Here is a 24,402-nt window from a genome sequence, read left to right on the forward strand (position 1 = left end):
ACACCTGAACGGCTGGGGTCAGACCCCCTTGAGGCGCGCTGGTGCAATCATGCTGGCTGGTGTGGGGTCTGACCCCGGAGCTCGGTAGGTCGAATACGACCAGGGGGAGACGACGAGCTCCTCATTCGCACTCTCGATAATCAGCCGGCCCCATATATCGGACCGGCATATGCGTCATCATGGTTTATATCCATCGTTAAGTATCTTCAAGAAAGCGATGAGGTCAGCGATCTCTGCGTCGTTCAACGGCGGCTTATCGCCAGCTTTTTTGTCGAACGGTGCATCGAAGACGTCGATATTGGCGTGATCGCTTGCAGGTAGGTCATCGTATTGTTGAACATGTCCATTTTTATCGTGCGGATAAATTTTTTCGGGTTGCGTTGCCCGCAAATTATAAAAATCCAGGACTTGCTTCAGGTCGTGATAGACGCCGTTATGAAAGAAGACTTTTCGCATTGCCGCATTGCGCAGGGTCGGGGTCAGGAACATGCCGCAGTACTGCGATTGTGTCGCCATATCCCGGCGGAGAGGGCCGCAGATGCCCATGTCGTAGAACGTTGCAGCACGATTTGCCGGTAAATCCCGGTTACGGGGAACCCCCAGTGCTTCGTACTGCGTATCGGTAAACAGCGGTGGCTGACCATCCTGGGACGGTTGACTCAAATGGCACGCGGCACAATTTCCCTTGTTTTTATCGTTGAAAAGCACCATGCCACGTTGTTCCGACGACGTTAATCGTGCATGCCCTTCCAGCCAATAGTCGTACTTGCTGGAGAACGCATGAAACGAAGCATCTTCGAATTGGTAACGGCCGATTGCGAACATGGCCTCGGAAACGAACAAGTTCGGGTCCTTCGTCACCGCTGTACCGAAAATTTTTGCTAATTCGGCGCCATAACCAGCTTTGGCCAACTTACGCGCGACCTCGGCATTGTCCACGTTGGCCATCTCGGCCGGATTGGTCAAAGGACCGATTGCCTGGTCCTGAAGGGTGCTCGCACGGCCGTCCCAGAAGAACCCGCCCTGCGGCACCATTGCTGGTGCCGCCACCTTGACGTCTGCGGCCTTTTGCTGGCGAGGCGTATTGAGGGCGGAGGAGGCGAGTTGATCGAGATTCACCGGCGTGTCGGTCTCTCCGGCTTCAGGACCGATACCGAATACAGACTGGCGATACAGGTAGGCCAACGAGGGCACGGCCCGCAAGCCAGCTGTCGCCAGGTGCAGGCCGCCGAGTTGCACCGACTGTCCATTGGGCGGGCCATATCCGTTTTGCGCGTTATGGCAGGACGCACAAGATTGCCTGCCTGATGCCGAGAGCGTCGGGTCGTGAAATATGCGCTGGCCAATCAGGGCGACGGCGCTAAGCGGCATAACCGGAGGACGCACAAGCTTGACCGGGTGAGGGTTGATGCCGAACATATCTCCGGCGAGCTGCGCTATCGGTTCCGGCAGAGCTTGGGGACGGTAATATTGCGCGATGGTCGCGGCGATACAGATGACTGCGGCGCTGAGGATTGCTATCGACCAGCCTCGGCGAAAGAAGCGGGGAAAAGAAGTTGTGGACATGGTGGTATTGTTTAAACCCCAAAAAATTCGATAGCCTGGATTTTTTGGGGTTGGCTGGAGAATTAGCAGCAGTGTCTGCTGTTAAGCCGTCTTCCGCTCGTGCGCAAGGCGGCCGATTATCAGCTCAGATTGGTGTTAACAACAGGAGGTGTTGAAACCTTCAGGCCGGTTGTCGTGTCGATATAGACGGGTGGCGCAGGGTTGGCGGGTTTGAAATTGAACAAGCTCATGATACTGCCCGTTGTTGCATCGTGCGAACCGTTACCGAGACGCTTACCCCCCAGCCAGTTATCCTCGATGAACTGGACGATCGACGCCTGAGTGATTTGGGTATGGTCGATATAGTTCACCTTCGCATAAGGCGAAATTACCAATAAGGGAATACGGGTGCCAGGGCCGCAACGGCCGTTGACTGCACTGCCGGTGACGCCAACGCCTTGTTTTGCAGCGCTGGAAGTACAGGAACCCACACCGTTCAACTGGTCATGCACGGGGTCGAACGAGGAGGTGGTCGGTGCCGTATAGGCATGGTCGTACCAGCCATCCGAGTCGTCGTATGTAACGACCACGGCGGTATTCTTCCAGTCTGGCTGCTGTTGCAGGAAGTTAACCACGTTGGCGATAAATGCCTGTTCATCGAGTGGATCGGAATTGCCAGGATGCGCATCGCCGACGGCGGGCGCCTTGATGTAGCTTACCGAGGGGAAGTTACCTGCAGACACAGCAGCGAAGAAGTCATTCACGTCATATTGATGATGTACGGGAGTCGCTGTGCTGTCGAGCGGATCGGTGGCGCCGATCACAGCAGTCGAGCTTGGACGGGTATGCGCTGGATTTTGCGTCGTCGGATAATACTGGAACCAGGCATGGTGAGGCACATAGTCCGTCGAGTTGGCGGCCAGCACACTCGAATACGTACTGCGCTTGCAGCCATTTGTTCCGTTGGCGTTGACGGTTGCGAGATTGAAGCCGCCCATGAAACCACCCCAGGTGATGTTTTGGGCATTCAACAGGTCGCCGATGTTCTTGTTGTTCGAACTCATTTGCACGAGGCTGCTGGCGGAGGTCGAAGAGCAAACGTCACCGACCGGATCGGAGTCGCCGTTCATCGTGAAACCACCAGCCCCGTCGGCAATCACATTGTCGCCTTGCGCCGCACCGTTTGCCGGGATGGCGCCATTGGTCTGACCAGACACCACTTCGAGTGCGCCTGGCGTCGAAGGGCCGTACGTATCAGTGTACATATTGTCGCTCATGGCGAAATTCTGGGCGTAGTTCCAGAGTGCCGTGACCGTATTGCCATCGTAGTAGCCCATGACGAGACCGGGTGTACCGAACTTGGTGCCGCTTCCGCCACCGTTGTTACCGGTTTTTGCAGGGAACAGGTCGGCCGCGCCATTGTTGTAGGCCAATTGCTCGTTCGCGTAGTCGTGCGATTGGCCATTGGTATTCGCCTGGCTGCGATCCAGACGGAATGGATTGATACCGCTACCGGGAGCAGTGGCATTATTTTGCGGATTGAGGAAATTCGGGTTATTCGTCAGCAGTGTGCCTTGCGTCAGGTTGTTCGGCACGGTAGTGCCGGGAGCCGCATTGAAGGCTGGCTCGTTGAGGGGGTTCGCTGCGTTGGGATAGGTACCAAAATAATGGTCAAACGAGCGGTTTTCACTGAAGATCACGACCAGGTGCTTGATCGGCGTTGTGGTTGTCAACGCGTCCTGTGCCGAAACAGCTGGCGCGGGAGATCCATTTCCGCCACTCGCTGCAGGCGAGCTATCGCCTGAACTACAAGCGACTACTGTGAGCGCTAACGCAACACTTCCACATAAAATCTTGAGAGAATTATTATTAATTAACATATCGACAGGCTCCTGGAATACATATGATGATGCCGTCAAGGCAACGCCACGATAATTCGAAATGAATATAAGGGATGCATAATTAGCAACGGTTGGCGTTGCAACCATAAGTATGAAACGAATTTATGACCGTATTGTGACGTCGTGACTGAAGATGGCAAGTTTGCAAGCGTCACCGCTATGCATTCCTGATAATTATCGACAAACTATTACATTGATCTATGCAGGAAATGCAAGCTGTTACACGAAAAGCGATAGCAAATGTGGGAAGAACAGGGGATGCTGCGCCAGCAATTGGCAAGTCCGGCGCTTGAGCGTTATGCCGCTGCAGGCACGCTGCCGATACACAACAATTTGGTCGGGAACGCCATCCGGTCGATGGTCATCGGCAAGTTCAACCTGAATACCTTGCTTAGGTGGCGCGGCTTGCCGCTGACAAAAAAAAGCAGCGCGTAGCGCTGCTTTTTGGCTTTGATGGCCGTTCTTTATTGACCGGCTATCACTGGCATGGCGCCGCTTTTGGCTACCCAGTCGATCAACGCATCGGTAATGGCGCGCCCATTACCGTTGCCTGCCAGCTTGCTGTTGATCATGGCGACCACGATGCAGAGCTGGTTGTTGGCGTCGGGAACGTAGCCGGCGATGGCCACCACATTATTCAGGGTTCCTGTCTTGATGCGTGCCCGCGCTGCCGCCGGGCTGTTCAGCAGGCGCTTGCGCATGGTGCCGTCCAGGGCGGCGATGGGCAGGCTGGACTGGAACTCGGGCGCCCACACGCTTTGCTGCATGGCTTGCAGCACGCCCGCGATCAGGCGCGGTGAAACCCTTTCCGTGCGCGACAGCCCGGAGCCGTTCTCAATCTGCAAGCCTTGGTCATCGATATTATGCTGAACCATCCATGCATGGATGGCTTGCCGTGCGCGCGTGGCCGTGTCTTCCGGCGCGGCCATGGCGACAGGCCGGCTGCCCAGCCAGCCATCGCTTTGCAAGCTGCCCAGACTCAAGAAAAGCGTGCGGGCCAGGGTATTGTCCGAATTCTTGTTGGTATCGCGCAGCACTTCCGGCAAGGCGCGCGCCACGTGGTCCGCCAGCAAGCGGGTGCCGACCGGGTCGGCCGTGGCAGGCAGCCCGGTTGGCGTTGCTTCGCGCACCTTACCCGTGATGGTGCCGCCCAGGCGTTTCCAGGTGGCACGGAACAAGCGGTCCGCGTAATCGTTACGGTCCAGTACATTGATGCTGGTGGCTTTGGTGCAATTTTGCGGGAAGGTGCCGTGCAATATCACTTGCAGCTGGCCATTCGGGCCACGCACATATTCGGGCGGGCGCCAGCCATCTTCCCACCTGGAGCAATTGCCCTTGATCAGTTTCATGTCGCTGCTGATGCTGACATTATCCAGCGCCGGCATCATCAGCAGTTGTAATTGCCGCTCCGTCGAACTCATCTGGATGTCGAGCAGATTCGTGTTCAGCAGCAAGGCGTCGGGGATGACGTTGTAGCGGAACTCGCTCGACTCATCGAAGGGCGGCGCGCCGATATCGGGCCGGGCTGGCTGGAACAGCTGGCGGTCCAGGATCAGATCGCCCTTGATGGTGGTGATGCCCTGGTTGCGCAAGGCTTGCAGCATGTGCTCGAGCACATCGGCATTGAAATCCGTATCGGCGCCACCGCGCAATATCAAATCTCCCTTCAGTACGCCATTGATGACGTCGGCGCTGGTGCGCAATTCCGTGCGGCCCCGGAAGATCGGGCCCAATTGCTCCAGGCTGACGGCGGTGGTGACGATTTTCATGGTGGATGCCGGTTCCATGCTGCGCTCGGCGCCATGCGACAGCACGGTGGTATTGCCGCGCAAGACAATCGCACCGATGGCGTCTTCTGGAATATTGGCACTGCGCAACAGCAGGCTGACGGATTCAGGCAATTGCGCGTGGACATTGCTGATACCTATGCCGGCGAGCAAGGCGGCAAGCAAGACGGGACGTAACATGGCTCTCCTTAATGGAAAAAGACATAGGCGACAAAGATGGCGGCGATCACGCCGGCCAGGTCGGCGATCAGTCCGGCCGTGATGGCATACCGCGTCTTGCGAATGCCCACCGAGCCGAAGTACAAGGCCACGATATAGAAGGTGGTGTCGGCCGAGCCCTGGAACACGCAGGCCAGCCGGCCGACGAAGGAGTCCACGCCGTAAGTGTTCATGGCGTCGATCATCATGGCTTTCGAGCCGGAGCCGCTGAGCGGCTTCATCATGGCGGTTGGCAGGGCCGGCACGAAGTCGGTATTGATGCCCAGGTTGGCAAAGACCCAGTTGAGGCCTTCCATCACAAAGTTGAACACGCCCGCGTTGCGGATCACGCTGATGGCCACCAGCATGCCGACCAGATAGGGAATCACGGTAATCGAAGTCTGGATGCCGCCTTTTGCGCCTTCAATAAAAGCGTCGTAGACATTCACGCGCTTGCGCAGCGCGCCGATGATGAAGATGGCGATCACGCTAATTAACACCAGGTTGCTGACCACCTTGGAGACCAGCTCGATTTCCTGTTTCGTCAGGTAGTGCGTGAAATACCAGATCAGCGCGACGATGGCGCTGGTCATGCCGCCCAGCCAGCCCAGCACGACCCGGTTGATCAGGTTGATGCGCTGCTTGATGGCAACGGTGATGATGCCCACCACGGTGGCGACATAGGTGGCAATCATGCAGGGAATAAAGATGTCGGACGGATCGGCCGCACCCAGGATCGAGCGCTGCGCCATGATGGCCAAAGGAATTAAAGTCAGGCCCGAGGTGTGCAGCACCAGGAACATGATTTGCGCGTTGGTCGCCTCGTCCTTGTTCGGATTCAGGGTTTGCAGGCTTTCCATGGCCTTCAAGCCGAATGGCGTGGCGGCATTGTCCAGGCCCAAGAGGTTGGCCGAGAAATTCATCACCATGTGGCCGGTGGCCGGATGGTCCTTGGGAATTTCCGGGAAGATCCGAGAAAAGAAGGGAGCGATCACTTTCGCCAGCCAGCCCACGATACCGGCCTTCTCGCCGATATTCATGATCCCCAGCCACAAGGTCATCACGCCGGCCAGCGGTAGGGCGATATCCATCACGCCCATGCGCGCTGTTTCAAACGTACCATCGATGATGCGCTTGAAGATATCCGTGTCACCGAGAAATATCCACTGCAAGATGGCAGCGAGGAAACCAACGAGGAAAAAGCCGGACCAGATGTAATTAAGTGCCATATTGGATCAATTCTGTGTTTCGGGGGAACGGAGGAAACTATCTGCAAGCCAAGTATAGAGGCAGCCCGATACGAGTTGATGAAAGAATGCAGCAATCACATGCCAAAAAGTTATAAGCTGGCAGTCTGTTTTCATTGGCGCGCCATGGCTTGCCCGCGTAGTCTCGGTGACGCCTTTCCTTCTGCACTGGAATTCTGATGATGTCTCTGCATAAAACCGTCTGGGCCGCCGGCCTGGCCATCGCGCTGCTTTTTACCACCGGCAGCCAAGCCGCGCCCGAGGCGGCCGATGTCGACGGCCGCGCTGGCAAGACCTTGCACTTGTTCCTGAGCACCAGCGAGACGGGCCTGGACCCAGCCGTGGCGTCGGACCTGGCCAGCCTGAACCTGATGGAAAACGTGTTTGACCCGTTGCTGCGCTACGACTACCTGGCGCGCCCCGTCAAACTGCAGGGCAATACGGCGCGCGGCTTGCCCAAGGTCGAGGATGGTGGCCGCACGTATATCTTCCAGATACAGCCCGGTATTTTTTTTACGCCCGACCCGGCCTTCAAGGGCCAGCCGCGCGAAGTGACGGCGCAAGATTATGTGTACAGCCTGACGCGGCTGTACGACCCGAACCTGAAATCGCCATGGCTGTTTTTGCTGGAAGACAAACTGGTGGGCGATGCGGCCTTGAAGACCAAGTTCAGCTACGACAGACCGATCGCGGGCTTGCAGGCGTTGGACAAATACACCTTGCGCATCCGCTTGAATGGCGTCGATCCGAACTTTTTGTTTTACCTGGCGATGCCGGCTACCGGCGTGGTGGCGCGCGAAGTGGCTGAAGCGTATCCGGCGGCCGGCCAGTTCGGCAATCACCCGGTCGGCACGGGACCTTTCATGGTCAAGGAATGGAAGCGCAGCGACAAGATCGTGCTGCAAGCTAACCCGACTTTCCGCAAAAACGTGTTTCATACGGACGCGGCAGCGCTGGCCGCCTTGCCACCCGCCTACCAGGCGATTGCCGCCGCGCTGGAAGGCAAGCAATTGCCGCTGGTGCAACGTATCGAGGTGCGCATCGTTGAGGAATATCAATCGCGCATGCTGGGCTTCTTGAAAGGTGAATTTGATTATCTGGAGCAAGTGCCGGAATCCTTGACGGACATGGTGCTGGAGCACGGCAAGCTGAAACCGGAACTGGCGGCCAGGGGCATCACCCTCGACCGCTTTCCCGTGCTGCAGACGTATTACATGTGGATGAATATGGACGATCCCGTGCTGGGCGGCTATACCAGGGACAAGCTGGCCCTGCGGCGCGCGATTGCCCTCAGCTATAACAGCCGCGAAGATATTGCGCTGTTGAAAAAAGGCCTGGCCTTGCCGGCGCAATCGCCGCTGCCGCCGAACGTGCTCGGATATGACAAGGATTACCGTAGCCCTGTCGGCTACGATCCGGCGCTGGCGCGCGCGCTGCTGGACCGCTATGGCTACAAGCTGGGAGCCGATGGTTTCCGGCATCAGCCGGACGGCACGCCCTTGATTTTGAGCATGCATACGGAAGCGAATATGGTGGGGCGCTTGCGTGATGAATTGTGGCGCCGCAATTTGAACGCCATCGGCTTGCGCGTGGAATTCAAGAGCGACAAGAAGACGGAAATCATCAAGGCGTCGCGCCTCGGCAAGGTGCAGATGTTCGAGACCAACTGGGTGGCGGACTTTCCTGATGGTGATAACTTTATGCAATTGTTGTACGGTCCCAACAGTGGCCGCGCCAACTATGCCCGCTTTAATTTACCCGATTACAATAAACGCTATGAGGAGGCGCGCCTGCTGTCCGATTCGCCGCGCCGCCGCAGTCTGTACTTCGACATGTCACAGCTGATCCACGCGTACACGCCGTGGGTACTGCTGACACATCCCATCTCAGCCGACTTGCAGCAGCCGTGGCTAAAAAACTACAGGCGCCATCCCGTTGAATTCACGTCCTGGCGCTATCTGGATGTCGATATGACGCGGGGTCGCCCGGCTGGCAAGTGACCATGGTCTGCGAAAAAGGCATTCATTCCAAAAAGTTATAGTTAGGAAAGCATTTTTCATTAGCGGGTGTTTGAGGCAAGGCGTTACTCTGAAATTGAAAACAAATAAAGTCATGCGTAGAAGTCATTAGAAGAAGTAATGCGAAAAGTCCTACCGAGACCGACGCTACGACATGAAAAAACGACCTGACTTGAAAAATTCAAGTTTCGCTTGCCCAAACGAAGGAGAGACCCGTGAAATTGAAAAAGCTGGCGCAGTTGATGGCATTAATAGGGGTGGTGGGCCCGGCACTGGCACAGGAAGCCGAGCCGCAACCGTTGCAGCGGGTGGAAGTCACGGGCAGCAGCATCAAGCGCGTGGCCAATGAAGGCGCCTTGCCGGTGCAGGTGATCAGTTACGATCAAATCGAAAAACAGGGCATCACCAGTGCCGAGCAATTGCTGTCCATCATCTCTTCGAATGGCACGGGCGCCGATAACATGACTTCGGGCAATAACGTGTTTGGCGCCGATGCCGACCGCGTCAGCGGCGGCGCCTCGTTTGCCTCCTTGCGCGGCCTGGGCCCGAACAGTACCCTGGTGTTGCTGAACGGCCGCCGCATCGCCACCCACGGCGCCAGCGGCAAGGCGGTCGACCTGAACTCGATCCCGATGGGCGCGATTGCCCGCGTTGAAATTCTCAAGGATGGCGCCTCTGCCATCTACGGTACGGACGCCATCGGCGGCGTGATCAACTTCATCCTGAAAACCAATTACAACGGCCTGGAAGTATCGGGCACCACCAATTCCACGCAAGCGGGCGGCGGCATGCAACGTCGCGCGTCCCTGCTGGCCGGCCATGGCAACCTGGAAGAAGACCGCTACAACATCATGGTGAGCTTGACGGCGGACAATGACGACAAGCTCAGCTCGAACCAGCGCAAGTTTGCCAACGGCTTCCAGCCTGGCCGCGGCTTGTCGCCGGACACGACCGGCACGCCATATGCCAACCAGCTGACCGGGGCCGGCACGGCGCTCGGTACCTCGTTTACGGTGCCCGGCAGCACGAACCAGTATCTGCAAGCCAATCCGCTGAGTTTCCAGGGCAAGTGCGACACGGTCGCTGGCATGTCGCAATACCAGACGGCGCTCTGGTCGAAAGTCACCTCGCCGCTGCGTACCACCTATTCCTGCGCCTACGATTACGGCGGCGATTATGTGATCTCCTTCCCCGTCGAACGCGTCAATCTGCTCAGCCGTGGCACTTTCAAGCTGGCTGCCGATCACACGATGTTTGTCGAGTTGCTTGGTTCGCGCACCAAGGCGACGGCGGAATTTACGCCGATGCAGATCCAGGCCACGGCCGCGAATGGCGGCCTGTATCCGGTCGGTGGCGCGTATTACCAGGACCTGTCGGCCTACATCCCGACGTTCGACAAGACCAAGCCGATTTCCTATAAATGGCGCGCCAATGATTTCGGCAACCGCACGCAGGAAAACACCACCGACAACGTACGTTTGCTGGTCGGCTTCGAAGGCACGCTGGGCAAGTGGGACTACAAGGCTGGCGTATCGCATGCCGAAAGCAAGACCAATACCAGGCTGACCGATGGCTATGCGTACACGGCCGCCCTGTTCCCGGCCTTGGCCAGCGGCATCATCAACCCGTGGGTGGGTCCAGGCCAGACCCAGACCGACGCCGCCAAGGCCTTGATCGAATCGACCAAGTTCCGTGGCGACTTCCAGCATGGCAAGACGACCCTGACGGGCATCGATGGTTCGCTGTCGGGCGAAGTGATGCAATTGCCGGCCGGTCCCTTGTCCGCTGCCGTGGGCTTCGATCTGCGCCGCGAGAGTTATGCCTTCGCCCAGGATATCGATGCGACGACCGTGTATTTGTCGCCGGGCAATGCCGCGCTGGACAAGGCCAGCCGCAACGTCAAGGCCGTGTACGCGGAATTGCTGGTGCCTATCGTCAAGGACCTGGAAATGCAGCTGGCGCTGCGCCGCGATGATTACAGCCTGGTGGGCGCGACGACGAACCCCAAGGTTTCGTTCCGTTATCAGCCGGCTTCATGGCTGCTGTTCCGTGGTTCGGCCAACAAGGGTTTCCTGGCGCCCAGCTTCACGCAGCTGTATTCGGGGCAGTTGTACCAGGAGTTGTCGAGTGGCGTGATCGATACGGTCGGTTGCGCACGCCATCCTGGGGACCCGGCATTTTGCGCCCCGGCGCGCCTGAATTACTTTTCGGGCGGCAATCCGAACCTGAAACCGGAAACCTCGAAGCAAGGCAGCCTGGGGATGGTGATCGAGCCGTTCAAGGGGTATTCGGCGTCGCTCGATTACTGGGCCATCAATTCCAAGGACCGCATCCTGAATCGCTCGGCCACCATCGTGTTGCAGAACGCTGCCTTGTTGCCGCAATACATCATCCGCAACCCGGACGACACGATCAACTACGTGCAGGGCGGCTGGATCAATGCCGCCGGCTCGCGCACGCGTGGCGCCGACCTGAGCTTGCGTGGCGAAGGCAAAGTCAATGGCTTCAAATGGAATGCGGCGCTCGATGGCACGTGGACGCAAAGCTTCAAGTTCGCGGAAATCGCCGGCCAGGAATACAAGGAGTACGTGGGCAATTTCTACACGCGCGATCTGTACCTGCGCTGGAAACACAACGCCTCGTTCAGCCTGTCGCGTGGCGACTGGAGCGGCTTGCTGACGCAGAAATACAGCTCCGGCTATAAGGACCAGGTGCCGAACGGCGGCGCGCTGCCTTACCCGGTCGGCTTCAACCCCGACGTCTCCAGCTATACGACGTACAGTCTGTCGGGCACCTATACGGGCTTCAAGAACACCACCATCACCGTGGGCATCCAGAACCTGTTTGACCGTGATCCGCCATTTACGGCCCACAACGTCGATGATGTCGTCGGTGCGGGATGGGACCCACGGGTTGCTGATCCGCGTGGGCGTGCGCTGTCGTTCCAGGTAAAGTACAAGTTCCTGTAAAGGCAGATTGCCAGAAAGAGCCGCATGTCCAGTCCCACCCATCCTGGCCGACGCCGCTTCGGCGGCTTGCTGGCTTCCACCCTGGGGGCAGCCGGCGCAGTTGGGTTGCCGGCACTGGCGGCGGCGCAGCCAAAACCTATGCCGACTCCCCTTCCCCTGATCAAGCCGGCGCGGCTGCGCCAGGGCGACCTGGTCGCCATCATCGCGCCCGGTGGTGTTACGGACGATGAAGCGATTACCAAGGCGATCCACAATATCGAATCGCTGGGCTTGCGGGCCCAGCTGGGTGCGAACATCCGCGCCGTGCACGGCAATTATGCGGGCACGGTGCAGCAGCGGCTGGACGATTTGCATGCCGCCTTCCGCGATCCGCAAGTCAAAGCCGTGTGGGCGATACGCGGCGGCTCGGGCTGCATCTCGCTGCTGGCGCTGATCGACTATGGCTTGATCCGCAACTACCCGAAGATACTGATCGGCTATTCCGACATCACGGCGCTGCACCTGGCCATCGCCAGCCAGACGGGCCTGGTGACGTTCCACGGCCCGGTGGCGTCCTCGACGTTTTCCGATTACACGGTGACGCAGCTGCAAAATGTGCTGATGACGCCGCAGCCGCGCTACACCATCACGATGTCGGCGGAAAATCAGCTACTTGCTGAAACGCAATCCAACTTCGCCATCCGCACCGTGCATGGCGGCCTGGCCACGGGCCGTTTAATGGGCGGCAACCTGGCCATGGTCAGTGCGCTGGCCGGCACGCCGTATGCGGCCGATTTCCGCGAGCATATTTTGTTCCTGGAAGACGTCAACGAAGCGCCTTACCGCATCGACAGGATGTTGTGCCAGCTGGATTTATCGGTCGGCTTCAGGCACGCGGCAGCCTTGATGCTGGGTATTTTCGAGCATTGCGAAGCCGATGAAGGCGATACCTCATTGACCCTGGACGCCACCGTGGACCAGCATTTGCTGCCTGTATCGGTGCCAGCCGTGACCGGCTATTCCTTCGGCCATATCCGCCATCAGTTCACCTTGCCGTTGCAGATCCTGGCTACTTTGGATACCGAGCGGCAAAGCTTGACCTTGCTGGAAGCGGCTGTCACGTAGCGTACCCGTGCGCGCGGCGCGGCAAGCGTATTGCCGGTATGCTGAGCGCATGGACATCTTCAACCGCCGCGCCAGTGCGTATATCCTCGGCCATCCGCTGGCGTTTACGCTGCAGGTGCTGAAAGCCTTCCGCGCCAACCAGGGTTTGCTGCTGGCGGGCGCCGTGGCGTATTACTCGCTGCTCTCCATCGTGCCGCTGCTGATGCTGGTGGTGGTAGCCTTGTCGCATGTGATTGCGCAAGACGAATTGCTGCAAACCATAGGCCATTACCTGGAATGGCTGGTGCCGGGCCAATCGAAAGCCATCGTGGCCGAGGTCGCGCATTTTCTCGATAATCGCGGCGTGATCGGCTGGCTGCTGCTATTGACCATGCTGTTTTTCAGTTCGCTGGCGTTTACCGTGCTGGAAAACGCCATGAGCGTGATCTTCGTGCACCGCGTGGCCATCCGCCGTCGCCGTTACCTGATTTCCGCCATCTTGCCCTATTGCTACATCCTGTGCCTGGGCCTGGGCATACTGCTGATCACCTTGGTGGCGGGTAGTTTGCAAGTGATGGGCGAGGAAAGCGTGCACTTTTTACGCCACGACTGGGGCCTGGGCCGCGTGTCCGGCGTGCTGCTGTACTTGCTGGGGCTGGTGGGGGAAATCCTCGTGCTCAGCTCAATCTACCTGGTGATGCCGGTGGGGCGGCTGTCGATCTCGCACGCGCTGATCGGCGGCGTGACGGCAGCCCTGCTGTGGGAAATCGCGCGCCACGTGCTGGTCTGGTATTTTTCCACCTTGTCGCAAGTGAACGTGGTGTACGGTTCGATGACGACCGCCATCGTCGTGATGTTCAGCCTGGAGATCGGCGCCACCTTGCTGCTGTTGGGCGCACAAGTCATTTCCGAATACGAAAGAGTGGCCCGCGGCGACAAGGACAAGCCGTCAGGTGCGCTAAATACTTGATTTTAAATAGTTGTTGCATCGCACAAAAAAGCTGTGCTATAATAGCTTCAGTGATTGAGATTTGCTTGCAAATAGTCTCACTATTCAGCCCTCGCACGGCGACCGGCACAGGTGTAATGCCGATGGCGTGACAGTGTGAAGTATGGATTTTTGTAATTCCGGATACGATGGTCGCTACACCTTGGAGTCACCATGCAGATAGCATGGGAGTCCGAAAATCAGGAGGCACTTTGCAGATAGCACTGGCGTCCATGACTCGATTAAAGCATTGGTAATACATTGGAACAAAGCCTGCAACTATGCAGGCTTTTTTTTCGTCTATTGTTGGCGCATGATTGGGGTCTGACCCGCCGGGTCAGACCCCAGCTTTACAACGCCCGCGCGATCAGGATTTTCTGGATATCGCTGGTCCCCTCATAAATCTGGCACACGCGCACATCGCGGTAAATGCGTTCGACGGGGAAGTCGGACACATAACCATAGCCGCCGTGCACCTGGATCGCGTCGGAGCAGACTTTTTCCGCCATTTCGGACGCAAACAGCTTGGCCATGGCCGCTTCTTTCAGGCAGGGCAAGCCGGCATCCTTCATCGCTGCGGCATGGCGTATCAATTGCCGCGCCGCTTCGATTTGGGTGGCCATGTCGGCCAGGCGAAATTGCACGGCCTGGTGTTCATAGATGGGTTTGCCGAAACTTTCACGCTCGCGCGCATACGACAGGGCCGCTTCGTACGCGGCGCGCGCCATGCCCACCGCTTGCGAAGCGATGCCGATGCGTCCGCCTTCCAGGCCGGACAAGGCGATCTTGTAGCCTTGTCCTTCTTCACCAATCAGGTTTTCCGCAGGAATGCGGCAATTGTCGAACAGGATTTGCGCCGTGTCCGACGAATGCTGGCCCATCTTCTGTTCCAGTCCTGCCACGATATAACCGGGTGTATTGGTGGGCACCCAGAAGGCGCTGATGCCGCGCTTGCCGGCCGCCTTGTCGGTCACGGCCATGACGATGGCCACGTCCGCATATTTGCCGCTGGTAATGAACTGCTTCGCGCCATTGATGACGTAGTCATTGCCGTCGCGCGTGGCCGTGGTGCGCAGGGCCGAGGCGTCGCTGCCTGTATGGGGCTCGGTCAGGCAAAACGCGCCCAGCATGCTGCCTTGCGCCAGCGGGCGCAGCCACTGTTCTTTTTGCGCCTCATTGGCGTACATCATGGCGATGCTGCACACGGGGCAATTGTTGACGGAGATAATCGTCGACGTACCGCCATCGCCAGCGGCGATTTCTTCCAGCACCAGGGCCAGCGAGACATAATCGAGTCCGGCGCCGCCCAGCGCTTCGGGCACGGCCACGCCGAATGCACCGAGCGCGGCCAGTTCCTGCAATTCTTCTTTCGGGAAATGATGTTCCTTGTCCCAGCGCGCTGCGTTGGGCGCCAGGCGCTCGCGCGAAAAACTGCGCAAGGCGTCCTGGATCATCGCTTGTTCTTGATTCAGTATCATCGGTGCTTGTCTCTTTCGTTTTTATGATTGTGCGCCGGGTCAGCTGTTTGTCCGCTTACCAGCCGATAGGCTTGCCATCGTAATTGCGGAACACGGCCTCTTGCGTGGGCGCAAGGCTGGCCAGGGTGGCGCGGATGCCGGCCGCGCTTTCTTCAGGGGAAATATCGGCGCCGTCGCCGCCCATCGCCGTGCGTACCCAGCCCGGATGGAAAGCCACGCAGCTGACGCCTTGCGGGCCATGCACGAGGGCCGTATCGATCAGCACGGAATTCAAGGCCGCCTTGCTGGCGCGGTACAGCGAGCCACGTGGGCTGTTGCGTTCGGAAAGCGAACCCATGTGCGATGACAGTACGGCCAGCTTGCCTTGCGCATGGGCGACCAGCGGCGCCAGGATGGGTAATAAACGCATGGCGGCCAGCACATTGGTGTGCATCACCGTGTCGAAATCCTGCTGCGAGGGAAAGCCATCATGACGGGGACCGAACACGCCCGCATTGAGGATGGCCACGTCGAGCTTTTCATCATCGAGTTTCCAGCCCATGCCGGCGCAGCCTTCCACGTCCGTCACGTCCAGCAGATGCGCTTCGGCGCCCAGCTGTTTGAGCGCTTCGCAATCGTCCGGTTTGCGGGCGGTGGCGATGACGCGCCAGCCGTCGTGGCGGTATTGACGAACGATTTCGTGGCCGATGCCGCGCGAGGCGCCGATGATCAATGCTGTAGGCATGTGCTTCTCCCTGGAATGAAATAAAAAAGCGCGCCGTCTGCAAGCTGAATGCTGACTGCGCGCCTGTCGTGTCAAGCAGGAAGCTTATACCAGTTCGATCGCCATTGCAGTGGCCTCGCCGCCGCCGATGCACAAGGCTGCCACGCCGCGCTTGCCGCCGGTTTTTTTCAGGGCGCCCAGCAGGGTGACGATGATGCGCGCACCGGAAGCGCCGATCGGATGGCCCAGCGCGCAGGCACCGCCATGGATGTTGATCTTGCTGTGTGGAATGTCGAGATCATGCATGGCAGCCATCGGCACGGCGGCAAACGCTTCATTGATTTCAAACAAATCCACATTGCTGCTGCTCCAGCCCGTCTTGGCGTACAGCTTTTTCACCGCGCCGATCGGGGCCGTGGTGAATTCGTTGGGCGCCTGTGCATGGGTGGCGTGGCCATGGATTTTGGCGATCACGGTGCAGCCCAGTTTCCTGGCTGTCGATTCGCGCATCAGCACCAGCGCCGCAGCGCCGTCATTGATCGACGACGACGAGGCGGCGGTGATGGTGCCGTCTTTCTTGAAGGCAGGTTTGAGCGAAGGTATTTTTTCCAGGCGCGCTTTTTGTGGACCTTCATCGAGGCTGATCACGGTGTCGCCGCCACGGCCGGAGACGGTCACGGGTGCGATTTCCCATGCGAAGCTGCCATCCTTGCTGGCCGCCTGGGCACGTTGTACCGAAGCGATGGCAAACGCATCCTGCGCCTCGCGCGTGAACGCGTACTGGCTGGCGCACTCTTCGGCAAAGGTGCCCATCGAGCGGGCATTGCCTTTTTCATCGCGGCTGTAGGCGTCTTCCAGGCCATCCATCATCATGTGGTCGTAAATCATGCCGTGGCCGATGCGGTAGCCGCCGCGCGCCTTGGGAATCAGGTAGGGCGCATTGGTCATCGATTCCATGCCGCCCGCCACCACCACCTCGGCGCTGCCGGCCAGCAAGGTATCGTGGGCAAACATGGTCGTTTGCATGGCCGAGCCACACATTTTCGACAGGGTCACGGCGCCGGTGGAGTCTGGCAAGCCGGCCTTGCGCAGGGCCTGGCGCGCAGGCGCCTGGCCCTGGCCGGCCATCAGGCAATTGCCGAAATACACGTGCTCGACGGCCTCCGGCGCCACGCCAGCGCGCTCGACGGCGGCGCGGATGGCCACGGCGCCCAGGTCGCTGGCCGTAACGTTGGAAAAGTCGCCCTGGAAGGCGCCCATGGGGGTGCGCGCGGCACCGACGATGACTACTGGATCATGCATGATGGATCTCCGTTATCTAGGGTGGCTTACTTCGTTTCCGCAAACAGCTCGCGGCCGATCAGCATGCGGCGGATTTCGCTGGTGCCGGCGCCGATTTCATACAGTTTGGCGTCGCGCCACAGACGGCCGGCCGGATACTCGTTGATGTAGCCATTGCCGCCCAATGCCTGGATCGCTTCGCCCGCCATCCAGGTGGCTTTTTCGGCGCTGTACAGGATCGCGCCGGCTGCATCCTTGCGCAACTGGCGCACGGCTTCGGGCGTGCTGGCGCGGTCGCAGGCCTGGCCGACGGCGTAGACATAGGCCTTGCAGGCCATCATGGTCGAATACATATCGGCCAGTTTGCCCTGCATCAATTGGAATTCACCGATGGCCTGGCCGAATTGCTTGCGGTCATGCACATACGGCACCACCAGGTCCATGCAGGCTTGCATGATGCCCAGCGGGCCGCCGGACAGCACGGTGCGCTCGAAATCCAGGCCCGACATCAGCACGTTGACGCCCTTGCCCAGGCCGCCCAGCACGTTTTCAGCCGGCACTTCGCAATCCTGGAACACCAGTTCGCCCGTGTGCGAGCCGCGCATGCCCAGCTTGTCGAGTTTTTGCGCTATCGAAAAACCCTTGAAGTTCTTTTCGATCAGGAAAGCCGTCATGCCGCGCGGACCCGCTTCCAGGTCATTTTTTGCGTACACCACCAGCACGTCCGCATCGGGGCCGTTGGTGATCCACATCTTGGTGCCGTTCAAGACCCAGCGGTCGCCCTTGAAATCGGCGCGCAGTTTCATGCTGACGACGTCCGAGCCCGCGTTCGGTTCCGACATGGCCAGCGCGCCGATATGTTCGCCCGTGATCAGTTTCGGCAGGTATTTGGCTTTTTGTTCTTCGGTACCGTTGCGCTTGATCTGGTTCACGCACAGGTTCGAGTGGGCGCCATACGACAGGCCGACCGATGCCGAGGCGCGCGAGATTTCTTCCATGGCGATGATGTGGGCCAGATAACCCATGCCGGCGCCGCCGTATTCTTCGCCGACGGTGATGCCGAGCAAACCCATCTCGCCCATCTTGCGCCACAAATCCATGGGAAATTGGTCAGTACGGTCGATTTCAGCGGCGCGCGGGGCGATTTCGGCAGCGGCAAATTGCTGGATCGCTTCACGCAGCGAGGCGATATCTTCGCCGTGGTCAAAGGTCAAGCCTGGGAGATGGAGCATGTCGTCCTCGTCTTCGTTATAAGTATGGCAATCAAGGCTGCCGTGTCAGAAGCTAATGATACCGAGTCGTGACGTTAACGTAAACGTCAAGTAAGCGTGAAATATACACCCGATCGCGACGCCGGGTACTGCGGGTCTTATTTTGCCACGACCGTGCCGCCGTCCAGGCTGGCCAGCATCTGCGCGCACGCTTCTTCGTGCGAACTGATTTCCGCCAGCGCCATTTCGATGTCGATGCGCTGCTGCTCCAGGGTTTGCCGGTGCTGGGCCAGCACGCCCAGGAAGCGGTCCATCTGCGCGCGCGTGTCCTTGGGTGTTTCATACATATCGACCAGGCTCTTGATCTCGGACAAGGCCAGGCCCAGGCGCTTGCCGCGCAGGGTCAGCTTGAGGCGGGTACGGTCGCGTGGCGTGTAGACGCGGTTGCGCCCGCCCGCGCCTTCGCGCTTGGGACTGAGCAAGCCCTGGTCTTCATAAAAGCGGATGGCGCGCGCCGTGATGTCGAATTCTCGGGCCAGTTCGGTGATGGTGTAGGTCGTCATCTGTACGGGCGGTGTCGTTTGCATGGCTGGGCGTAGTGGGCGGTGAAAGTGTCGTTTTACTGTCATTGACGTTAACGTCAATCACATTGTAGCGCGCCTGCAGCGGGTGGCAGCAAGGAAAACGCGATGGCGATACGTAGTTGCTCTTAGCGAAGAGTTGCAACGAATAAATGGATTCCATGCGCAAAAAGCAGGCGCAGATCGAGAGTTGGTGGCTAATATGACACCAAAAGGAACTTTCTTTGTGTCAACTGCGCATATTTTCGTTATGATAGGAGCGAATTGCAAACCAGGCAATCATGGCGCGATAACATGTTCCTAAGAAACATTTTAGAAATGAAATATCACTTTACTTGCATTCTAAAATGCAAATAAAATGGTGTTTATATAAAGTTTGTTATTAGGAAAGTGTATGACATGCGTCTTGCACTCAGCGGTGTAGGAGCGCATGATCCGATACCGTACGTTGTAGCGCCAAACCGAAGCTTTGAATCGTGTTGCAGTGCGAAAATCAAAGCTGGCCGCGAATTTGACCCGAAGCCATACAGGATAACAATAGAAAATTCGGCTCAGGTTTTTATCTGAAACCCCCGTCGGACTGTTAATTGTTAATTACTTTATTTTCAAATGTAACAATCCGTATGGTCATTCAAGAAACTGACTTTCATGTTACAACATGAAATAGTGCACCTATGAATTCTTCTAACGAACGCGAAAGCTTTAGCCAACGACTTCAGTTGGCTCTCAAAAACGCCCATTACTCCCCAGATAGCCCGACCAGATTGGCACGGGAATTCAACATCCGTTTCGATGGGCGCCCGATTACCGTGCATGCTGCTAGGAAATGGTTGGTAGGTGAAGCAATTCCGACGCAAGAGAAATTGCGCATGATCGCCCAATGGCTGGGCGTGCCTGCGGAATGGTTGCGTTTTGGTGGCCCTGAAAGTGCCACGCCGAATGGCGAATCGACCGGCGCCTTGTCGCGTTTTGAGTCGGCCGATGTGAAATTGATTGCTGATTTGCAAAGATTAGATGAACATCATCGGCAAATCGCGCGCGAATTTATTCGCATGCTGGTCAGGGTTAACTACCAAAAGTAATCATTCTGGCGTCCACACGCCGTTGCCGTCCGGCTACACGCCGGCGGCCTCACCCTTGTACTTTTTTTGCGCCGGGTCATACTGGAGACATGATTTTGCCGCACAATAAGACCTCGTATGTTGCGCTGCAACCCGATTTTTTGATGATCATCGTGTAACAGTCAGCGCAGTGGCAAATACTAGCTCATAATCACATCAGAAACAGCCAGTTGTCATCCACCACGGAGCCGAGCATTTGAGCCGTCTTATGAAAAGTAACTACAGCAACACCGCGCAGCTGAAAGACTTGATGACCGTGCCGCCCATGACTGCCGCGCAACATGCGGAAGTCATGCGCAAACGGATAGCCCACCGCAGGATGGTTGAAGAAGCCAGGGATTTGAAGCAGGCAAGCGCGGTTCAGTTCGAAAAGCGTTGAACCGCTGGCATTACAGAGCAGTACCGCCGTCGCTGGCGCTGGCCTTCAGGCCATTCCAGCGCGGCGCCAGACCATGTTCGATGCCGAACAGGTCGATGACGCGCGCCACAGTATGGTCGACCATTTCAGAAATGCTTTGCGGATGGTGATAAAAACTGGGCAGTGGCGGGAAGATGATGCCGCCCATTTCGGTCACGGCGGTCATATTGCGCAGGTGCGCCAGGTTGAACGGCGTTTCGCGCACCATCAGCACCAGGCGGCGACGCTCCTTGAGCACCACGTCGGCGGCCCGCGTGATCAGGTTATCCGACAAGCCATGGGCCACGGCCGCCAGCGTTTTCATCGAGCACGGCGCGATCACCATGCCATCCGACTGGAACGAGCCGCTGGCAATCGCCGCGCCGATGTCGCGCAGCTTGTGCACCACGTGCGCCAGCGCTTCGACTTCCTTGCGGGCCATGCCCGTTTCCTGATGCAGGGTCAATACCGCCGCATCCGACAAGACCAGGTGCGTCTCGACACCGGGGATGGCGCCGAGCAATTGCAGCAGCCGCAAGCCATACACGGCGCCGGTGGCGCCCGTGATGGCGATGACGATACGGCGCGGCTTTTGTTGTTGGCTATCAGGCATTCAACAGGGATTTCAGTTCGCCCGACTCAAACATTTCATTCATGATGTCGGAGCCGCCGATGAACTCGCCTTTGACATACAGTTGTGGAATGGTTGGCCAGTTCGAGTAATCCTTGATGCCTTGGCGAACTTCCGGATCGTCCAGCACGTTGACGGTGGCGATGTTTTCAACGCCGCATGCTTTCAGGATCTGGATGGCGCGGCCGGAAAAGCCGCACTGCGGAAATTGGGCCGTGCCCTTCATGAACAGCACGACGGGCGTGTTCGTCACGGTTTCTTTGATCCAGGTTTGTACGTCGCTCATAGCTGCCTCTGATGGGGAAATAAATAAGATGGCGTCATTTTATAAGAAAACGACGCCATGAGTATGGGCCGGGCCCACAAATGGGGAATGCCGGCCACGCTGGCAGGCTTATAACACTTTCCCCAGACAAATAGATTGCGCGGCGCCCACATATTTGCCATACGCCGGGATGTCGGCATAGCCGTGCTTGCGGTAAAACGCCACCGCCCGGTCATTGGCCAGGCGGGTCGCCAGCCAGATTTCTGCATAAGCATACTGGCGCGCCATGTTTTCCACATGGGCCACCAGGGCGGCGCCCACGCCAGCCTGGCCGGGGCGCGCATACATGCGCTTGAGTTCGCCGATGGTGCTGTTGCCGTCGCCGCCCAGGGGCCGCAAGGCGGCGCAGCCCAGCAGTTTTCCATCGCTATTGCTGGCGATAAAGAAACCACCGCGTCCACCGCGGGTTTCACTGGCGTCGAACGAGGAGCGCCCGCTGTCGCCGTTGATGCTCAGCAAGGCGTCCGACAAGTCCTGCAGCAATTGCTGCGCCTCGGCACTATCGGCGTCCACCGCCGTAATAATGCAGTTTGGGGCGGTGGCCATGCGGTTAGCCTCTCAGTTTGGCGAAGGCGGCGGCCATGCTGCCGGCCGGTTCAGGCGCGTTGCGCGATTGCGACTGGTGCTGGGCCATGCTGCGGCGGTCGTTGCGGTCGCCGCGCTGTTCCGGTTTGCTACCTGCTTGCGGTGCGCTATCGGTCAGGCGCATGGTCAGCGCGATGCGCTTGCGCTTTTCATCGACTTCCAGCACTTTGACGCGCACCACCTGGCCCGCTTTCACGACCGTGTGCGGATCTTTCACGAAGTTGTTCGACAGGGCCGAAATATGCACCAGGCCATCCTGGTGCACGCCGATATCGACAAACGCGCCGAAAGCCGCCACGTTGGTGACCACGCCTTCGAGGATCATGTCAGGGCGCAAGTCGCGGATTTCTTCCACGCCTTCCTTGAAGGTGGCGGTGGTAAATTCCGGACGCGGATCGCGGCCCGGTTTTTCCAGCTCTTTCAAGATGTCGGAAATGGTCGGCACGCCGAAGGTCTCGTCGGCATATTTGGCCGGGCTCAGGGTTTTCAGCAGCGCCGTTTCACCGATCACGGCCTTGATGTCTTTCTTGATGTCGGCCAGGATCTTTTCCACCAGCGGGTACGATTCCGGGTGGACCGCCGACGCGTCCAGCGGATTCTCGCCACCCATCACGCGCAAAAAGCCCGCTGCCTGTTCAAACGTCTTGTCGCCCAGGCGCGGCACGGCTTTCAGTGCCGCGCGCGAAGTGAACGCGCCCTTCATGTCGCGGTAGGTGACGATGCTTTGCGCCACGCTGGCCGACAGGCCCGACACGCGCGCCAGCAGCGGCGCCGAGGCCGTGTTGACATCCACGCCCACGGCGTTCACGCAATCTTCCACCACCGCATCGAGCGAGCGGGCCAGCTGGCTTTGACTCACGTCATGCTGGTACTGGCCCACGCCGATCGATTTCGGATCGATTTTCACCAGTTCGGCCAGCGGATCTTGCAGGCGGCGCGCGATCGAGACGGCGCCGCGCAAGGACACATCCATGTCCGGCAATTCTTTCGAGGCGAACTCGGACGCCGAGTACACCGACGCGCCCGCTTCCGAGACGACGATCTTCGTCATCTTCGCTTCCGGATGCTGCTTGATCAAGTCCTGCGCCAGCTTGTCGGTTTCACGCGAGGCGGTGCCGTTGCCGATCGAAATCAGGGATACATTGTGCTTGGCCGCCAGGCGGCCCAGGGTATGCAGCGAACCGTCCCAGTCGTTTTTCGGCTGGTGCGGATAAATCACGGCCGTATCGACCACTTTACCGGTGGCGTCGACCACGGCCACTTTCACACCCGTGCGCAGGCCCGGGTCCAGGCCCATGGTGGCGCGCTGGCCGGCTGGCGCTGCCAGCAGCAGCGCTTTCAGGTTGGTGGCAAACACATTGATGGCGTCCAGTTCCGAGCGTTCGCGCAGCGCGCCCATCAATTCCGTTTCCAGGTGCATGAAGCTTTTCACGCGCCAGGTCCAGCGGGCCGTGTCCGCCAGCCATTTATCGGCCGGGCGGCCCAGTTGCTTGATGCCGAAACGGGCGGCGATGCGGCCTTCGCACGGATTGTGCGGCGCATCCCACTTCGGTTTTTCCGCTTCCGTATCGAGGCGCAGGGTCACGTCGAGGATGCCTTCGCGGCGGCCGCGCAGCAGCGCCAGGGCGCGGTGCGATGGCACGGTAGAAATAGTTTCTGAGTAATCGAAATAATCGGCGAATTTTTCGCCTTCATCCTGCTTGCCTTCCACCACTTTCGATTCGACCACGCCGTGTTCCTGCACGTACTCGCGCAAGGTTTGCAGCAAGGTCGCATCTTCGGCAAAACGTTCCATCAGGATCTGGCGCGCGCCATCGAGCGCCGCCTTGGTGTCGGCCACGCCAGGGTTGTTGCCATCGGCACTGGTAAACGCCTCGCGCAGGAATTTGCCTGCTTCCATTTCCGGCGTCAGTTCCGGGTTTTCCAGCAAGCCATCGGCCAGTGGCATCAAGCCCGCTTCGATGGCGATCTGCGCCTTGGTGCGGCGTTTTTGCTTGTATGGCAAGTACAAATCTTCCAGGCGCGTCTTGTCTTCCGCGTGCATGACGGCATCTAACAGGGCGGGCGTCATCTTGTTCTGTTCGGTGATCGAGGCCACGATGGCGGCGCGCCGCTCTTCCAGTTCGCGCAGGTAGCGCAAGCGCTCTTCGAGCAGGCGCAACTGGATATCGTCGAGGCCGCCGGTCGCTTCCTTGCGGTAACGGGCGATAAAGGGCACGGTCGCGCCTTCATCGAGCAGTTCGATGGCGGCGGCAACCTGCACCGGTTTGGCGGCAAGTTCAAGGGCAAGACGTTGTTCGATAGTGGGCAGCATGGTTGTTTCCAAAGCGATCAAGCCTGGAATGATACGCAA

The 24,402-nt window shown here is 58.6% G+C and carries 20 protein-coding genes; 7 read left to right on the top strand and 13 right to left on the bottom strand.

The features are described 5' to 3' along the window. Positions 1-177 precede the first annotated feature (177 nt). Both ACL9RI_RS25955 and ACL9RI_RS25960 read right to left on the bottom strand, forming a co-directional pair. On the bottom strand, positions 178-1,566 hold the full coding sequence (locus ACL9RI_RS25955; protein WP_422729356.1) for a cytochrome-c peroxidase: 1,389 nt from the start codon (positions 1,564-1,566) through the stop codon (positions 178-180). Between the two features lie 119 nt (positions 1,567-1,685). Beyond that, positions 1,686-3,425: a phospholipase C gene (locus tag ACL9RI_RS25960; protein WP_422729357.1), complete on the bottom strand. Its 1,740-nt coding sequence runs from the start codon at positions 3,423-3,425 to the stop codon at positions 1,686-1,688. A gap of 261 nt (positions 3,426-3,686) precedes the next feature. Between ACL9RI_RS25960 and ACL9RI_RS25965 the strand changes: the two genes are divergently transcribed. Continuing rightward, positions 3,687-3,881 (top strand): hypothetical protein, encoded by a 195-nt coding sequence (locus ACL9RI_RS25965; RefSeq protein WP_422729358.1) that lies wholly within the window; start codon positions 3,687-3,689, stop codon positions 3,879-3,881. Positions 3,882-3,910: 29 nt separating this feature from the next. On the opposite strand, the gene dacB is transcribed toward ACL9RI_RS25965, so the two are convergent. Together dacB and ACL9RI_RS25975 are read right to left on the bottom strand one after the other, a co-directional pair. After that, positions 3,911-5,413: a D-alanyl-D-alanine carboxypeptidase/D-alanyl-D-alanine endopeptidase gene (dacB, locus tag ACL9RI_RS25970; RefSeq protein WP_422729359.1), complete on the bottom strand. Its 1,503-nt coding sequence runs from the start codon at positions 5,411-5,413 to the stop codon at positions 3,911-3,913. Between the two features lie 8 nt (positions 5,414-5,421). Next, positions 5,422-6,660, bottom strand: coding sequence for a nucleoside recognition domain-containing protein (locus tag ACL9RI_RS25975; RefSeq protein ID WP_422729360.1), 1,239 nt, complete (start codon positions 6,658-6,660; stop codon positions 5,422-5,424). A gap of 200 nt (positions 6,661-6,860) precedes the next feature. Here ACL9RI_RS25975 and ACL9RI_RS25980 point away from each other — a divergent pair, with 200 nt between their 5' ends. The 4 genes from ACL9RI_RS25980 (at position 6,861) to ACL9RI_RS25995 (ending at position 13,718) form a co-directional block, all read left to right on the top strand. Further along, positions 6,861-8,678 (top strand): ABC transporter substrate-binding protein, encoded by a 1,818-nt coding sequence (locus ACL9RI_RS25980; RefSeq protein WP_422729423.1) that lies wholly within the window; start codon positions 6,861-6,863, stop codon positions 8,676-8,678. Positions 8,679-8,911: 233 nt separating this feature from the next. Continuing rightward, positions 8,912-11,665: a TonB-dependent receptor gene (locus ACL9RI_RS25985; protein WP_422729361.1), complete on the top strand. Its 2,754-nt coding sequence runs from the start codon at positions 8,912-8,914 to the stop codon at positions 11,663-11,665. A gap of 24 nt (positions 11,666-11,689) precedes the next feature. After that, positions 11,690-12,769, top strand: a complete 1,080-nt coding sequence (locus tag ACL9RI_RS25990; RefSeq protein ID WP_422729362.1) for a S66 peptidase family protein — start codon at positions 11,690-11,692, stop codon at positions 12,767-12,769. Between the two features lie 49 nt (positions 12,770-12,818). Continuing rightward, positions 12,819-13,718, top strand: a complete 900-nt coding sequence (locus ACL9RI_RS25995; protein ID WP_422729363.1) for a YihY/virulence factor BrkB family protein — start codon at positions 12,819-12,821, stop codon at positions 13,716-13,718. Positions 13,719-14,086: 368 nt separating this feature from the next. On the opposite strand, the gene ACL9RI_RS26000 is transcribed toward ACL9RI_RS25995, so the two are convergent. The 5 genes from ACL9RI_RS26000 to ACL9RI_RS26020 form a co-directional block, all read right to left on the bottom strand. Further along, complete coding sequence (locus ACL9RI_RS26000) at positions 14,087-15,214, bottom strand: acyl-CoA dehydrogenase family protein (protein ID WP_422729364.1); 1,128 nt, start codon at positions 15,212-15,214, stop codon at positions 14,087-14,089. A gap of 55 nt (positions 15,215-15,269) precedes the next feature. After that, positions 15,270-15,938, bottom strand: a complete 669-nt coding sequence (locus ACL9RI_RS26005; protein WP_422729365.1) for an SDR family oxidoreductase — start codon at positions 15,936-15,938, stop codon at positions 15,270-15,272. Between the two features lie 84 nt (positions 15,939-16,022). Continuing rightward, entirely contained in the window at positions 16,023-17,219 is a 1,197-nt protein-coding gene (locus tag ACL9RI_RS26010) for an acetyl-CoA C-acyltransferase (protein ID WP_422729366.1), read from the bottom strand. A 26-nt stretch (positions 17,220-17,245) separates the two neighbouring features. Beyond that, complete coding sequence (locus ACL9RI_RS26015; RefSeq protein WP_422729367.1) at positions 17,246-18,430, bottom strand: isovaleryl-CoA dehydrogenase; 1,185 nt, start codon at positions 18,428-18,430, stop codon at positions 17,246-17,248. A 137-nt stretch (positions 18,431-18,567) separates the two neighbouring features. Continuing rightward, positions 18,568-18,972, bottom strand: a complete 405-nt coding sequence (locus ACL9RI_RS26020; RefSeq protein ID WP_422729424.1) for a MerR family transcriptional regulator — start codon at positions 18,970-18,972, stop codon at positions 18,568-18,570. A 692-nt stretch (positions 18,973-19,664) separates the two neighbouring features. On the opposite strand from ACL9RI_RS26020, the gene ACL9RI_RS26025 reads away from it, so the two are divergent. Together ACL9RI_RS26025 and ACL9RI_RS26030 are read left to right on the top strand one after the other, a co-directional pair. Continuing rightward, positions 19,665-20,072: a hypothetical protein gene (locus ACL9RI_RS26025; protein WP_422729368.1), complete on the top strand. Its 408-nt coding sequence runs from the start codon at positions 19,665-19,667 to the stop codon at positions 20,070-20,072. Positions 20,073-20,319: 247 nt separating this feature from the next. Continuing rightward, positions 20,320-20,490: a hypothetical protein gene (locus ACL9RI_RS26030; RefSeq protein WP_183741643.1), complete on the top strand. Its 171-nt coding sequence runs from the start codon at positions 20,320-20,322 to the stop codon at positions 20,488-20,490. Between the two features lie 10 nt (positions 20,491-20,500). On the opposite strand, the gene ACL9RI_RS26035 is transcribed toward ACL9RI_RS26030, so the two are convergent. The 4 genes from ACL9RI_RS26035 to ACL9RI_RS26050 form a co-directional block, all read right to left on the bottom strand. Beyond that, entirely contained in the window at positions 20,501-21,121 is a 621-nt protein-coding gene (locus tag ACL9RI_RS26035; RefSeq protein ID WP_422729369.1) for a UbiX family flavin prenyltransferase, read from the bottom strand. Next, positions 21,114-21,425, bottom strand: a complete 312-nt coding sequence (gene grxD / locus ACL9RI_RS26040) for a Grx4 family monothiol glutaredoxin (protein WP_183682494.1) — start codon at positions 21,423-21,425, stop codon at positions 21,114-21,116. The genes ACL9RI_RS26035 and grxD overlap by 8 nt, the downstream gene beginning before the upstream one ends. Before the next feature lie 108 nt (positions 21,426-21,533). Then, positions 21,534-22,010: a GNAT family N-acetyltransferase gene (locus ACL9RI_RS26045; protein ID WP_422729370.1), complete on the bottom strand. Its 477-nt coding sequence runs from the start codon at positions 22,008-22,010 to the stop codon at positions 21,534-21,536. A 4-nt stretch (positions 22,011-22,014) separates the two neighbouring features. Next, positions 22,015-24,363 (bottom strand): Tex family protein, encoded by a 2,349-nt coding sequence (locus ACL9RI_RS26050; RefSeq protein WP_422729371.1) that lies wholly within the window; start codon positions 24,361-24,363, stop codon positions 22,015-22,017. Positions 24,364-24,402: the final 39 nt, after the last annotated feature.

The organism is Janthinobacterium sp. Mn2066 (assembly GCF_049319705.1).
Lineage (GTDB): Bacteria > Pseudomonadota > Gammaproteobacteria > Burkholderiales > Burkholderiaceae_D > Janthinobacterium.

Bases quoted from the DNA above. Each gene is read 5' to 3' on its own strand.
- ACL9RI_RS25955 (WP_422729356.1), bottom strand. From the start codon at position 1,566: ATGTCCACAACTTCTTTTCCCCGCTTCTTTCGCCGAGGCTGGTCGATA.
- ACL9RI_RS25960 (WP_422729357.1), bottom strand. From the start codon at position 3,425: ATGTTAATTAATAATAATTCTCTCAAGATTTTATGTGGAAGTGTTGCG.
- ACL9RI_RS25965 (WP_422729358.1), top strand. From the start codon at position 3,687: ATGTGGGAAGAACAGGGGATGCTGCGCCAGCAATTGGCAAGTCCGGCG.
- dacB (WP_422729359.1), bottom strand. From the start codon at position 5,413: ATGTTACGTCCCGTCTTGCTTGCCGCCTTGCTCGCCGGCATAGGTATC.
- ACL9RI_RS25975 (WP_422729360.1), bottom strand. From the start codon at position 6,660: ATGGCACTTAATTACATCTGGTCCGGCTTTTTCCTCGTTGGTTTCCTC.
- ACL9RI_RS25980 (WP_422729423.1), top strand. From the start codon at position 6,861: ATGTCTCTGCATAAAACCGTCTGGGCCGCCGGCCTGGCCATCGCGCTG.
- ACL9RI_RS25990 (WP_422729362.1), top strand. From the start codon at position 11,690: ATGTCCAGTCCCACCCATCCTGGCCGACGCCGCTTCGGCGGCTTGCTG.
- ACL9RI_RS25995 (WP_422729363.1), top strand. From the start codon at position 12,819: ATGGACATCTTCAACCGCCGCGCCAGTGCGTATATCCTCGGCCATCCG.
- ACL9RI_RS26000 (WP_422729364.1), bottom strand. From the start codon at position 15,214: ATGATACTGAATCAAGAACAAGCGATGATCCAGGACGCCTTGCGCAGT.
- ACL9RI_RS26005 (WP_422729365.1), bottom strand. From the start codon at position 15,938: ATGCCTACAGCATTGATCATCGGCGCCTCGCGCGGCATCGGCCACGAA.
- ACL9RI_RS26010 (WP_422729366.1), bottom strand. From the start codon at position 17,219: ATGCATGATCCAGTAGTCATCGTCGGTGCCGCGCGCACCCCCATGGGC.
- ACL9RI_RS26015 (WP_422729367.1), bottom strand. From the start codon at position 18,430: ATGCTCCATCTCCCAGGCTTGACCTTTGACCACGGCGAAGATATCGCC.
- ACL9RI_RS26020 (WP_422729424.1), bottom strand. From the start codon at position 18,972: ATGACGACCTACACCATCACCGAACTGGCCCGAGAATTCGACATCACG.
- ACL9RI_RS26025 (WP_422729368.1), top strand. From the start codon at position 19,665: ATGAATTCTTCTAACGAACGCGAAAGCTTTAGCCAACGACTTCAGTTG.
- ACL9RI_RS26030 (WP_183741643.1), top strand. From the start codon at position 20,320: ATGAAAAGTAACTACAGCAACACCGCGCAGCTGAAAGACTTGATGACC.
- ACL9RI_RS26035 (WP_422729369.1), bottom strand. From the start codon at position 21,121: ATGCCTGATAGCCAACAACAAAAGCCGCGCCGTATCGTCATCGCCATC.
- grxD (WP_183682494.1), bottom strand. From the start codon at position 21,425: ATGAGCGACGTACAAACCTGGATCAAAGAAACCGTGACGAACACGCCC.
- ACL9RI_RS26045 (WP_422729370.1), bottom strand. From the start codon at position 22,010: ATGGCCACCGCCCCAAACTGCATTATTACGGCGGTGGACGCCGATAGT.
- ACL9RI_RS26050 (WP_422729371.1), bottom strand. From the start codon at position 24,363: ATGCTGCCCACTATCGAACAACGTCTTGCCCTTGAACTTGCCGCCAAA.